Source organism: Aeromonas aquatilis (assembly GCF_054052405.1).
This window is the reverse complement of sequence record NZ_JBSTYP010000007.1, coordinates 95,535-107,134: the sequence shown is the minus strand read 5'-3', so window position 1 is coordinate 107,134 and position 11,600 is coordinate 95,535. Positions and strand designations below refer to the sequence as shown.

Annotated in this window: 12 protein-coding genes and 1 pseudogene; 7 read left to right on the top strand and 6 right to left on the bottom strand. The window is 59.4% G+C overall.

All coding sequences use genetic code 11. The features are described from left to right. Window positions 1-85: 85 nt before the first annotated feature. The 3 genes and pseudogenes from ACW5W8_RS04280 to ACW5W8_RS04270 form a co-directional block, all read left to right on the top strand. Window positions 86-958, top strand: a pseudogene (locus ACW5W8_RS04280) (methyl-accepting chemotaxis protein); the annotation flags it as partial. A gap of 502 nt (window positions 959-1,460) precedes the next feature. Then, window positions 1,461-2,909, top strand: coding sequence for an OprD family outer membrane porin (locus ACW5W8_RS04275; protein ID WP_498626561.1), 1,449 nt, complete (start codon window positions 1,461-1,463; stop codon window positions 2,907-2,909). 141 nt (window positions 2,910-3,050) lie between these two features. Further along, a complete protein-coding gene (locus ACW5W8_RS04270) occupies window positions 3,051-3,878 on the top strand; it encodes an SDR family oxidoreductase (RefSeq protein ID WP_042054211.1) in 828 nt (275 codons plus the stop codon). Between the two features lie 91 nt (window positions 3,879-3,969). On the opposite strand, the gene ACW5W8_RS04265 is transcribed toward ACW5W8_RS04270, so the two are convergent. Then, window positions 3,970-4,302, bottom strand: coding sequence for a DUF1904 family protein (locus tag ACW5W8_RS04265; RefSeq protein ID WP_498626560.1), 333 nt, complete (start codon window positions 4,300-4,302; stop codon window positions 3,970-3,972). An 88-nt stretch (window positions 4,303-4,390) separates the two neighbouring features. On the opposite strand from ACW5W8_RS04265, the gene ACW5W8_RS04260 reads away from it, so the two are divergent. The 4 genes from ACW5W8_RS04260 (at window position 4,391) to ACW5W8_RS04245 (ending at window position 7,980) form a co-directional block, all read left to right on the top strand. Continuing rightward, window positions 4,391-5,278, top strand: coding sequence for a TraB/GumN family protein (locus ACW5W8_RS04260; protein ID WP_498626559.1), 888 nt, complete (start codon window positions 4,391-4,393; stop codon window positions 5,276-5,278). A gap of 136 nt (window positions 5,279-5,414) precedes the next feature. Next, on the top strand, window positions 5,415-5,594 hold the full coding sequence (locus tag ACW5W8_RS04255; protein ID WP_216949555.1) for a DUF3149 domain-containing protein: 180 nt from the start codon (window positions 5,415-5,417) through the stop codon (window positions 5,592-5,594). Between the two features lie 187 nt (window positions 5,595-5,781). Beyond that, the gene (gene smrA, locus ACW5W8_RS04250) at window positions 5,782-6,363 is read left to right on the top strand and encodes a DNA endonuclease SmrA (protein WP_005338734.1); all 582 of its coding nucleotides are present in this window, start codon (window positions 5,782-5,784) and stop codon (window positions 6,361-6,363) included. Between the two features lie 138 nt (window positions 6,364-6,501). Continuing rightward, window positions 6,502-7,980: a carboxypeptidase M32 gene (locus tag ACW5W8_RS04245; protein ID WP_498626557.1), complete on the top strand. Its 1,479-nt coding sequence runs from the start codon at window positions 6,502-6,504 to the stop codon at window positions 7,978-7,980. 134 nt (window positions 7,981-8,114) lie between these two features. On the opposite strand, the gene ACW5W8_RS04240 is transcribed toward ACW5W8_RS04245, so the two are convergent. From ACW5W8_RS04240 to ACW5W8_RS04220, 5 genes are all read right to left on the bottom strand, one after another. After that, window positions 8,115-8,516 carry a VOC family protein gene (locus ACW5W8_RS04240; protein ID WP_498626556.1) on the bottom strand — a complete coding sequence of 134 codons (402 nt, stop codon included), beginning with the start codon at window positions 8,514-8,516 and terminating at the stop codon, window positions 8,115-8,117. A 105-nt stretch (window positions 8,517-8,621) separates the two neighbouring features. Continuing rightward, on the bottom strand, window positions 8,622-10,241 hold the full coding sequence (locus ACW5W8_RS04235; protein WP_498626554.1) for a DUF7305 domain-containing protein: 1,620 nt from the start codon (window positions 10,239-10,241) through the stop codon (window positions 8,622-8,624). Further along, window positions 10,238-10,798, bottom strand: coding sequence for a PilW family protein (locus ACW5W8_RS04230; protein WP_498626553.1), 561 nt, complete (start codon window positions 10,796-10,798; stop codon window positions 10,238-10,240). The genes ACW5W8_RS04235 and ACW5W8_RS04230 overlap by 4 nt, the downstream gene beginning before the upstream one ends. Next, window positions 10,792-11,184 carry a type IV pilus modification PilV family protein gene (locus tag ACW5W8_RS04225; RefSeq protein ID WP_498626552.1) on the bottom strand — a complete coding sequence of 131 codons (393 nt, stop codon included), beginning with the start codon at window positions 11,182-11,184 and terminating at the stop codon, window positions 10,792-10,794. The genes ACW5W8_RS04230 and ACW5W8_RS04225 overlap by 7 nt, the downstream gene beginning before the upstream one ends. After that, the gene (locus tag ACW5W8_RS04220; protein ID WP_005338751.1) at window positions 11,181-11,600 is read right to left on the bottom strand and encodes a GspH/FimT family pseudopilin; all 420 of its coding nucleotides are present in this window, start codon (window positions 11,598-11,600) and stop codon (window positions 11,181-11,183) included. Before ACW5W8_RS04220 ends, ACW5W8_RS04225 begins: the two co-directional genes overlap by 4 nt.

Genomic DNA, 11,600 nt, shown 5'->3' with positions numbered 1-11,600 from the left:
TGGTGAATAGTGTTCTCTCGATTTCATTCAATACCCCCGATTGTCTCATCGTAACAATCGGGACTGTCTGTGAAAATCAGGATACCTCATTGCCAGTTACAACCGGCTGATCGGTCGCCTGCAACTGGACCAACAACAGAAAGAGGGGCAGCTGTCAGCTGTATCCCTCAGTCTGCAAGGGATGGTCAGTCAGGTTGACGAGATCCACCACAGCACCCGCACCACCGAACAGGTGGTCGACGAGAGCGGACTGATGATGGATGAGCTGAACCAGCTGGCCGGAGAGGTCCATCAGGTCGCCGCCGACATCGCCCAGCATGCCCACCATAACGAACAGGCGATGAGCCAGAGCGAAGATCTGGTGGGGAGCATGCTACACGCCACTCATCAGACAGGACTGGCGATTGACGAAAGCGATGAGGCGCTGCAAGCCCTCACCCGCTCGGTTGCCGATGTGACGGCCATTGTCGATGTGATCGGTCATATCGCTCAGCAGACCAACTTGCTGGCCCTCAACGCCGCCATCGAAGCGGCCCGCGCAGGGGAACAGGGACGCGGTTTTGCCGTGGTTGCCGATGAAGTGCGCCACCTCTCGGCCAATACCCAGCAATCCCTCAACCAGATCACCGATATTCTGGGGCGTCTGACCCAATCCGGTGAACAGCTTGGCACCGTGCTGAACCGGATCACCAGCGAATCAAGCCGCCAGCGGGCGCAGGCTGAACAACTGCGCCAGACTACCCAGGCAGTGAGGGAGATCGCCCGCAACACCGCAGTGATCGCCCTGCAGGGGGCCGACAACGCCAAAAGTCAGGAACACAAACTGGCCAGTTTTGCCGATCTGATCACCCGCATCCATCAGCATGCCCGTCAGGTGAGTCAGCTCTCGGTGCAGGTCTCCTCCCATATTCACCATCAGGCGCAGCAGATCCCCCGCATCCTCGGCCAGCAAGGCTGAACCCTATTCGCCCCACATCTTTGCCAGATCACTTTCCCTCAACCAGAGGGAAAGTTTTTTTGTGGCACAAAATTATCTGTTATCGGCAGGTTAACTGACACCTCTTCCCCCGTACCGGATGAAAACCCACACTGGCGCTGGCTGCGGTCTCAAGAAAACGCTCTCATCACCGTGATACCTGCCATGAGGCTATTTACGACCTTGCCCATGATTATTTGCACTCGGTCATACTTTTGAAACGTTGAGGGAACTTTTCATTGATATTTCGCACCGCGAACGTACTCTTGGGGTTGTCCGATAGCCAAGAATCGGAACATAAAAAAACAACATGTGATGATCAGGACTGCGAACGATGAGATGTGCCAAGACATCCGGGTTCGCAGGTAACCAAGACAAGATTTTTTGCCCTTCGGGGTTTTGATTGCAATGCCAATACCGAGCGGTAGGCCCGATGCCAACTGCCGGAAAAAAAGCTAAGTCCATAAAATCAGGAGCAATAAAAATGGAAAAAGTGATCTTCAAGCGCGCCGCTTTGAGTGCCGCTGTGGTAGCCGCTCTGGTCGCCCCCGGTATGGCGTTGGCAGCTCAGGATATGATGAGCCCTACCTATGGCAAATCCTATGAGGCCTTTGCCGATGATGCCAAGCTGACCGGCGGTCTGTTCTACTTCCAGCGTGATCGTCAGCGCATCGATGGTGACCCGACTGCAGCCAAGAAAGAAGGCAAATACCAGTCCAACCTGAGCCATGCCACCGTTCAAGCCGCTCTCAACTTCAACTCCGGTTATGCCTGGGACACCGTAGGTCTGGATCTGGGCGGCTTCGGTGCCTATGACCTGGCCGTTACCGAAAATCACCCGGTCAACCAGGAAAACGAATTCTCCTTCGCTGGCCGTTCTTGGGGCAACAACGCCAAAGATGGCTCCCCTGAAGGTGGTTTCAGCCTCTCCAACGCAGCGATGAAGCTGAAATTCCTGGACGGAGGCATCACAGCCAAGGGTGGTTATACCCAGCTGTATGTCCCTGGCCAAATCGGTGTTAACTGGTCTTATCAGCCGGGTACCTATCGTGGTGGTCAAGTTGAAGGTAACTTCGGTGGCCTCTACCTGACCTACGCCATCGCTGACGAGTACAAGGCCCCCTGGTACAAAGAGACTCAGGTCTTCTCCCGTGCCAAAGCGTGGATGGATCCGTTCGCTGACGAAAACGTCATCGACTACATCCACGGTATTGCAGCCCGTTACACCTTCGAAAATGGCACTGCTGTGACCGGTTCTTTCGGTCAGTCCGAAGGCTACATGGATAGCTACCACTTCAAACTGGCTCACAAGTTTGACGTACTGGGCGGCCTCTCCACCAGCTACCAGTTCTACGGTTCCGAGACCGAGACCTACACCAAGGGCGCTTCCCAGATCGAGACTTATGACGGTCTGGCATGGCAACAAGCTCTGACAGCTGCCTGGGGCATGGGCCCGTACGGCTTCCGTCTGGAAGGTCTGTGGACCAAAGCTGAAGGTGCGGAAGGTAACTACCTGCCCCGTCTGACCCGTGGCTACGCCAACTCCCAGGGTGCCAACGAAATTTGGTGGGACTCCCGCTCTGACTGGAACGCCAACAACGAGAAAGCGCTGTTCTTCGGCGTGACCCGTTCTCTGGATGACCTGGTTGGTGCTCCTGGCTGGTCCGTCGGTGTATCCGGTGCTTACGGTTGGGATATCGAAACCGGCCAAGGCAAGAAAGCAGCCAACGGTGAAGATACCGAATGGGCAGCCAACTTCGATGTCACCTATACCGTGCAGGATGGCAAGCTGAAAGGCACCCTGTTCAAACTGCACTACACCGACTACAACAACGACATCAGCCAGGGCGGCGGTTGGACCGATTACCCCAACATCTTCGCCTCCGAGCACGACGTCAAGTTCCACATCATCATGCCGCTTACCTTCATGTAATCAGGCAATACGATGTCAGCAAACCGGGCCACTTGGCCCGGTTTTCTTTTTGCCGGTTGGCAGGCTAACATGCGAGCCGGATAGGGATTTTATCCACTCACCAGCCCTCACGCTTTTGTCAGCAGTCACAAGGACGCCATCATGCCCCGTTTTGTTCTGATCACCGGTTGTTCCAGCGGTATTGGCCTCGCCGCCGCACAGGCGCTCGGGCAGCACGGTTTTACCGTGATCGCTTCGGCGCGCAAGGCGGAAGATGTGGCCCGTCTGCAGCAACAGGGATTGCTGGCGGTACAGCTGGATCTGGCGGATCCCGCTTCCATCGAACTGGGGGCCAGTGCGGCGCTCCATCTGGCAGGAGGGCGCCTCTATGGCCTGTTCAACAATGGCGCTTATGGCCAACCCGGGGCGCTGGAAGATCTGCCCACCGAGGCGCTCAGGGAGCAGTTCAATACCAACCTGTTTGGCTGGCACCATCTGATCCGTCAGGTGCTGCCGCCGATGCTGGAGGCCAAAGAGGGACGGATAGTGCAGAACAGCTCGGTTCTGGGACTGGTTGCCATGAAGTATCGCGGCGCCTATAACGCCAGCAAATTTGCGCTGGAAGGTTACTCGGATACTCTGCGCCTCGAACTGGCGGGTAGCGGGGTACATATCAGCCTGATAGAACCGGGTCCCATCGATACCCGTTTTCGTGCCAATGCCCGCAGCGCCTTCTTGCGGCACATCGATCCGGCCCAGAGCCGTCATCAGTCGGCCTACCGCCAGACCCTGACGCGGCTGGAAAAAGAGGGGGCCACCAGCGGCTTTACCCTCCCAAGCGAAGCCTGCATCCCGCCGCTGCTCCATGCGCTGACCCACGCCCATCCCAAGGCACGCTATCCGGTGACCACTCCGACCCGGCTGTTTGCCTTCTTGCGACGGGTATTGCCCACTCGCTGGCTCGATAAACTGCTAGCAAAATCGGCCTGATCCCGTAATTGACGGTGGGTATCAGGTGGCCCATATAGAGTTAGCTGCGTAACGGCATCACCCGTCCCGCCAACCTGGTTTGTCCCTCTCTTCAATAGTGCTCGCCATTGCTGTAGTAGGCGCTCTTGACCAAGGGAATCACCTGCACCACTACATAGGTCTGCTCCCCCAGCACCCGTTTCAAATGGCGCGTGATAAGGCGCGCGGCGGCGTCCTGCATCTCCTGCGGCCGTTCGAACCAGTGCAACTCGACAAACGGAAATCCCGCCTCTGGCTCGCCGTTGCGGATCCAGCAGCTCTCCACCCACTCCATGGTGACAAACTCCGGCTTGCCGCCGGTCAGCTCGCAAAGCTCGGCCAGCAGCGGGCCGCTCACCTGTTGCAGGGTCTCAAGCGCCACGGCGCGAAAACGAAGATGGGGCATGGCAAACCTCTTGGTTATCTGAAATGAGGACTTATCATAGGAGTTATTGTCAGCAAGAGAAGTCACCCGGCGCACATTAAGGATCCCCATGAGATTTCATCGCACCCTCTTTGCCTTCCTGCTCTGCCTGCTGCTACCACTGCACGCCTTTGCCGATCCCGCGTTCTATCGGGTGAGCAAGGGCAACCAGCAACACTGGCTGCTGGGCTCCATCCATGCGGGCAAGCCTTCCCTCTATCCTCTGCCCGAGCCGGTCGAGCGCGCCTGGCTACAGAGCCGCGCACTGGTGATGGAGGTGGACATGAACAGCATCACGCCGGATCAGTGGCAACAAACCGGCTCCCTCACCCGACTGGTGGATGGCAAATCACTCAAGCAATATCTGCCTGCCGAGCTCTATCAGCGCACCCTGATGGCAGGGGCCCGTTACGACCTCGATGAAGCAACCCTCGCCCCCCTGCGCCCCTGGTTTGCCGCCATTACCCTGACCCAGGCCGCTATGGCCCGCTCCGACTTCAACAGTGAACTCGGGATAGACCAGCACTTTGCCACCCGGGCCGCCAAAGAGGGCAAGCCGGTGGAGGGCTTTGAAACCCTGCTGGAGCAGCTCGGTTATCTGGCCAGCGTGGGTGACAACCAGACCCTGATGCTCGCCAGCACCCTGGATGAGCTACCGATGCTGGAAAGTGGTTTCGCCGCCGTGATGAAGGCGTGGCAACAGGGGGATGAGGCGACGCTGATCAATCTGCTCAAGGAGGAGATGGCTCCCCCCCCGCTGCAAAGCTGGATGGAGCAGACCCTGCTGGCCGAGCGCAACCACAACTGGCTGAAAAAATGGTCCACCCTGCCCAACGAGAGCTTTATCGTGGTAGGCGCCCTGCACCTTTACGGCGAACAGGGGTTGCTGGCGTTGCTGGAGCAGCAGGGGTGGCGCATTACGCCGCTCACCACACCGGGCCCTGTGCAGGCTCGGTAGCAAGGAGTCCAGTGAGAACGATCACAGATCGCGCTGGTTATTAAACAACCTACAAGGGAGTTGATCGGGATCATCCCGGACGGGGCAAAGAGGTATTTATCATGCCTGTCATCAACCGGGTGACAGGAGCAATAAAATGGACTTTTGGCTGAACCTGATGTTTGGCAACAGCGTGGGATTGATGTCGATGCTGGTGATTATCGGCACCTTCTTGCTCATCAGCTCTTACGCGGCCTACTTCATCTACAAGGTGATGCACTCGCAACCGCCTCATTCACAGCAACCCCATTCTCAACAACCCAAAGAGGGAAAATAATCCTCTGACCACAGGCGGCAGTTCACACTGACCGCCTGTGCTGTTTTATGGTTCGCGACTGTGATTCCCGGGCCAGACTGCACCAGTGTCCATGCTGGGTGCCCGTTATCCCCTGCCCCTTTCCCCGTTTTCTGTGCCAGTTGCGGCCGTTATAATGGCCCCCACTTTTTCTTATGGGGAGCCTGCCGTGTCTCATAACGACGAACTCTCGCTATTTATGAATGAAGTGGCCGACGTGCGGCCCATTCGCAGCGACAACATCCATCCCCATGCGGCCAAATCCGCCCCGACCGAGGCGCAGCTCGCTCGCCGTCAGGCTGCCACCGCCGAGCAACTCGCCCTCGACCACCTCACCATGGAGGCCATCGAGATGCGCGATCCGCACGAAATCGTCGGTTTCAAGCGCGATGGGGTGCAGGAGGGGGTCTACAAGAAGCTGCGGCTCGGCAAATACGAGCTGCAGGCCAGCCTGGACTTGCACCAGAAAACCCTCAACGAAGCGCGCCAGACGCTGGTGCAATTCATTGCGGATTGTGAAGTCCGGGATATCCGCTGCCTGCTGATCCTGCACGGCAAGGGGGAGCGCAGCACCCCGCGCGCCCTGCTGAAAAGCTATGTGAGCGCCTGGTTGCCGCAACTGCCCGCCGTCATGGCGATCCACAGCGCCGAGCGTCGCCACGGCGGCAGCGGTGCTCTATACGTGCTGCTGCGTAAAAGCGAACGCAAAAAAGCGGAAAACCGCGAACGGCACCAGAAGCGGCTCGGCTAATCCGCGTTTCGCCCCCACGCCTTTGGCCCGCCTGCATGAAGGTGGTCAACGATGCGGCGGCGGTGTTAGCATCGAACGGCCCCGATCATGCCAGGTACGGGGCGGCATACCATCAGGGACGATAACAAGGACAATCCCATGTCATATCAAAAGCTTGAACAACATCAGCAACAGATCCACCGTTTTAGCCACCTCGCCGCCATCTGCGGCTGGGATCAGGCGGCCATGATGCCGGAAGGGGGCAACGATGCCCGTGCCGAAGCAATGGCCGAACTCGGTCTGCTGATCCACCAGAAGCGCACCGCCCCCGAGCTCGGCGACTGGATTGCCAAGGCCGAGAGCGAGTCACTCGATGAGGTGCAGCGCGCCAACCTCGGCGAGATCAAGCGCCAGTGGCAAGATGCCAGCCTGCTGCCCGGTGAGCTGGTCGAAGCGCTGTCGCTTGCTGGCAGCAAGTGCGAGCACGCCTGGCGCAGCCAGCGCAAGAACAACGACTGGGCCGGTTTTGCTCCCAATCTCGAGGAGGTGGTGACACTCTCCCGTGACGTGGCGCAATTGCGGGCCGATGCGCTTGGCGTGCGCCCCTACGACGCCATGCTGGCGCTCTATGAGCCGGGCATGACCAGCGCACGGCTCGATCAGATCTTCGGCGATCTCGCCAACTGGCTGCCCGGTCTTATCCAGACCGTGAGCGAGCAGCAGAAGGGCGATGCCCTGCTGCTACCGCAAGGCCCCTTCCCCATCCCCACCCAGCAAGCCTTCGGTCAGGAAGTGATGGGGGTGCTCGGCTTTGATTTCGCCCACGGCCGCCTCGACGTGAGCAGTCACCCCTTCTGTGGCGGGGTGCCGACCGATGTGCGGATCACCACCCGTTACAACGAGCAGGAGTTTGTCTCGAGCCTGATGGGCATAGTGCACGAGACCGGCCACGCCCGTTACGAGCAGGGGCTGCCACGCCATCTGCTGGGCCAGCCGGTGGCCGAGGCGCGCTCCATGGCGATTCACGAGAGCCAGAGCCTGTTTTGCGAGATGCAGCTGGGACGCAATCCGGCCTTCCTGGCACTGCTTGCACCCTATATTCGTCATCACTTCGGCGAGCAGGAGGCATTTTCACCGGCGAACCTGGCCAAACTCTACAGCCGGGTCGAACCGGGCTTTATCCGGGTCGATGCCGACGAGGTGACCTATCCGGCCCACGTTATCCTGCGCTACGAGCTGGAGCGCGATCTGGTTGAAGGGAAGATCGAGGTAGCCGACATCCCCGAGCTGTGGGACGCCAAAATGCAGCAATGGCTGGGGCTCTCCACCCGGGGCAACTACCGCAATGGCTGTATGCAGGATATTCACTGGACCGATGGGATGTTTGGCTACTTCCCGAGCTACACGCTAGGTGCCATGTATGCCGCCCAACTGCGCTTTGCTCTCGAAAAAGAGTTGGGCAACATGGGTGAGCTGATCACCGCAGGCCGCCTGCCGGAGATCTTTGGCTGGCTCGGTCGCCACATCTGGTCACAGGGGAGCCTGCACAGCACCGACGAGCTGGTGCGCCGAGCCACCGGTGAAGCGCTCAATCCGCACTGGCTGCGCCAACATCTGGAACAGCGCTACCTGAAGTGATGCGTGCAACAAGCTAACAGCAGAGCGGGGCCCTTTTTAGTTGACCACTACAGGGTCCCGTTTTTATGGCGGTTCATTTTTATGACGGTGCATGGCACAGCACGCCCCACCACCATGCTGCAAAAAGAGAGCATTCAGAGAGGATCAGAGGAACCCAACAACTCGCGCAGTTGCAGGATATTGCCCTCCGGGTCAAAGGCATTGCGCACCACAAAGCCGGGCCCAGTCCACTGCTGTGGCAGCAGGCCACCGCCAAGATCCGCCGCCTTCGCTTCTGCCCAGGCGAGGCTGGAGACGGTGAAGAACAGCTTGATGGCCCCCTCTTCCCGCAGTGCCGGCGGCCGCTTGATAACGACTTGCCCGGCATAGGGCGCAGGAATGGCGTGGATCAGCAGCTGGATATCGCTGTTTTCCAGCACCACCAGCTGCTCATCCTGACTGCAGACCACCATCTGCAGCAATGTACGGTAAAACTGGGTCAGCAGGCCCGGATCCTTGGCATAGATCAGGGCACCGGCACGAGCGGGGCCTGGCATGGAGCACTCCTCAATGGTGAACGAATAGTGAACGGCTGGGTGGACAGATCTCCACCATCTCACAGTTGCGCGCCCCATTCGATCCTTTTTAGCGGCTCGCTAGCCTCACTGCACAAAGTGCCACTGCCGCAGTGCCAGTGTCGGAGGCGGCCCCTGATCTTCCCCCATATCCGCCATGCCCAGCGCCTCGTCGTAGTGCACACCGCCAGCACCGCTCTCGGTCAGATGCTTGGCCCGCACCGCCCCGTACAGACCGCCACTTCCGCTGATCTTCATCTCGGTCAGCGGGGCATAGAGGGCGGCATAGAGCGGCGTATTGCCCGACAGCTTGACCCCATCCTTGCCGCTATACGCGGAATAGATGGAGATAGCAGGCGTACCGCCAGTGGTCAGCCCCTGCTTGGCTGCCGTCACCTCGGCACCGGCACCGAGATCGATCTTGCCGCTGACGATCAGGGTCAGGCTGCTGCCCGGCTCGACGGTCAGCTGGTTGCTGCCGCCCATGGTGAAATCCTTGCCGATCAGCAGTACCACATCTCCCTTGATGGTGAGTGTGGCATCGGCCCCCATATTGAGGCTGTCGAGCTTGTAGACAGTCTGATCCTTACCAAACAACTCCCCTTTGCCAGGCAGCGGCAACCCGGGCTTGCTCTGGTTTTTGCTGGTCACCGAGCCGGTGGAGGGATCCGTGGTCAACACCATCTGCTGGGTCGCCCCGAGCGTCAGCGGGCCATTCGGCGGCAGATTGGCCAGCTTGGGGGAGTTGGGCAGTGCGGCCACATTGAGCGGGTCACACACCTGTCCGGCCACCGGTGGCAACTTGGGATCGTTGCGGTACTTGGAATCCAGATACTTCTGGTTCTCCTGATCTTTAAAAAAGCCAGCACCACCATAATTGAGCTTGCCGCTGTCGATGCTGGTTCCCCAATCCATGGAGACATTACCGTTGACCGCCACCTGACCACCGATGCGCCCCCCTTTCAGGGTCAAACTGCCGCCCCCTTTCACATTGCCGGAAACCCGGACAATCTTGTCAGAAGAGGGGGAGATAATGACGTCACTCCCGGCATTCACGTTGCCGGAGATGGGAGAAGATCCGTTGAGGGTCACGGTACCGGTCGCCCGCACATCACCCCAAATTGGCGAATTGCCGTCGAGCACTACATTGGCCTTGTCGCTAACGGTCGCCACCTTGGCATTCTGGTTAATGTTGGTGCCGCCATATTTGCCCTTGCGCGAATCATAGCTGTCGATAAGACCGCTGCCGGAGAGGCTCAATCCTTCGCACGCCACCACCGAATCCTGAAAGATCAGATTGCCCGGCTCGCGCTTGAGCGCAAACAGCGCGTTGAGGCTGGCATTGCCCTCCAGATAGCGGCCATTGCTCTGCAACGCCAGCTTGCTGTCGGCGGAGGCATTAAGCTGCTCGATGCTGAAGCGGCTGCCCGCCATCGCCCCTTCGCCCTTGCCCGGCACCTTCTGTACCAACTGATCCCACGCAATGCGCGGTTCGGCCCCGAGCGCCTGATGCAAAGCGCGATAACTGTCGTTCATCCCCTGCTCGGCACTGAGCTGAGCGTTGATCTTCTTGTGAAAATTACCGCTCAGGCGCGTCTGCAACTGGTTCTCCTGAATACTGGTAAACACCAGCAGCCTCGACAACAGGCTCACCACCAGTACCACCAGCAGCACGGCGCCCCGCTGCCCGCACAATCCCTTGTTCATCCCGCTTCCCCTGTTGTCGCTTTGGCCCCGGATGTGGCCAGCGCTGCCGCCCAGACCGCCTTGCGGCGGGCTACCTGCACCTCTACCCCCGGCTCCAGATAGCTGGGCAACCCTTCGGGCAAGATGCGGATATTGACCAGCGTCCCCTGCTGGCCGAATTCAAGGTCCTGAAGATTGGCCAGCAACAGGCGCGGGCCATCTCCGTCATCGCAACTGAGTATCGGCGGCGTGAAGCGGTACTGCTCGGTAAAATCTGCGGTTTTCTGGTTGCCAAGGCAGGAGAGCACCTGACTGCCCCCCTCTACCTTGAAGGCCAGCGTCAGGCGATCAGGGGTGACCGCTATCAGCTGATCTGCCTGCTTGATGCTGTTGGTAAAGGTGAGAGTGGCAAAGCGCAACACGTCGTTCGCCTGCTCCAGCGCCTTGCTCTGCTCGACCGTGCTCTTGATCGGGGCGTAACCGGCAAAAATCGCCAGCATCAGCATCAGACCGAGCACCATGGAGATCATCAGTTCGACGAGGCTGACGCCTCGCTGTCGGGAGGGGACGCTCAGCATAGGGGCGGAAATCCTGCGTTCAGCTCAACGCGCTTGGCACCGGAGACTCGCTCATCCTGCCACTCGACGGCGACCACAAAGTTGTCGCTATAGCGGTTCGGTAGCACCAGTCGGTGGCCATCCTGCAGGGTGAAGCGGGCAAGAAAATCGGCCTGGGTGAACCGCTCGGGCTTGCGCTGCACTTCACACAGCGAACTCCAGATCTGCTCCACGCTGTTGCTCGCCTCGATCGTGGCCAGCGTGCTCTGCAAGCTGTAATGCGCCTGCTGCAACGAGACCACCTGCCCCTTGGCGAGACCGAGAAACACCATCACCGCCAACACCATGGAGACCATGATCTCCACCAGATTGAAGCCCTGCTGGCGGGCAAGTGCGGCGTGTCTCATGAGCAGCTCCCTTGCAGCAGCTGGCCGCTCGGTGCCACACAGAGCACCCTCTGCTCACCGAGGCGATTGGCCAGAATGATCTCGGCGTGGCTGCTACTGCCGGTTGGCGCGATCTGGATGGGGTCAAACGGCTTGATCACCACTCCGCCAGCAGGTGCTGCTGCCTGACGCAGCAACTTGCTGTCAGCCATCACCTCCCAGCCACCGTTCTCGGTGCCCTGCAGTACCACCGGCAGGGTCAGCTTGACCGCTTCGCTGCGGGCAAAGCGGTAGGCTGAAGCGAGTTCGGTCGCACTGCGATCGAGCCGTTCGGCCGCGAGGCGCTGACTCATGGAGGGCAACCCGACCAATAGCAAGATGGCGGCTATACCGACCGTGATCATCAACTCAATCAGAGTAAATCCGCGCACGTTCAT

What these genes read in the sequence shown, in the direction of transcription:
- ACW5W8_RS04255 (WP_216949555.1), top strand. Translation starts at nt 5,415, where the DNA reads ATGGACTTTTGGCTGAACCTGATGTTTGGCAACAGCGTGGGATTGATG.
- ACW5W8_RS04275 (WP_498626561.1), top strand. Translation starts at nt 1,461, where the DNA reads ATGGAAAAAGTGATCTTCAAGCGCGCCGCTTTGAGTGCCGCTGTGGTA.
- ACW5W8_RS04230 (WP_498626553.1), bottom strand. Translation starts at nt 10,798, where the DNA reads ATGCTGAGCGTCCCCTCCCGACAGCGAGGCGTCAGCCTCGTCGAACTG.
- ACW5W8_RS04220 (WP_005338751.1), bottom strand. Translation starts at nt 11,600, where the DNA reads ATGAACGTGCGCGGATTTACTCTGATTGAGTTGATGATCACGGTCGGT.
- ACW5W8_RS04245 (WP_498626557.1), top strand. Translation starts at nt 6,502, where the DNA reads ATGTCATATCAAAAGCTTGAACAACATCAGCAACAGATCCACCGTTTT.
- ACW5W8_RS04235 (WP_498626554.1), bottom strand. Translation starts at nt 10,241, where the DNA reads ATGAACAAGGGATTGTGCGGGCAGCGGGGCGCCGTGCTGCTGGTGGTA.
- ACW5W8_RS04240 (WP_498626556.1), bottom strand. Translation starts at nt 8,516, where the DNA reads ATGCCAGGCCCCGCTCGTGCCGGTGCCCTGATCTATGCCAAGGATCCG.
- ACW5W8_RS04260 (WP_498626559.1), top strand. Translation starts at nt 4,391, where the DNA reads ATGAGATTTCATCGCACCCTCTTTGCCTTCCTGCTCTGCCTGCTGCTA.
- ACW5W8_RS04270 (WP_042054211.1), top strand. Translation starts at nt 3,051, where the DNA reads ATGCCCCGTTTTGTTCTGATCACCGGTTGTTCCAGCGGTATTGGCCTC.
- ACW5W8_RS04225 (WP_498626552.1), bottom strand. Translation starts at nt 11,184, where the DNA reads ATGAGACACGCCGCACTTGCCCGCCAGCAGGGCTTCAATCTGGTGGAG.
- ACW5W8_RS04265 (WP_498626560.1), bottom strand. Translation starts at nt 4,302, where the DNA reads ATGCCCCATCTTCGTTTTCGCGCCGTGGCGCTTGAGACCCTGCAACAG.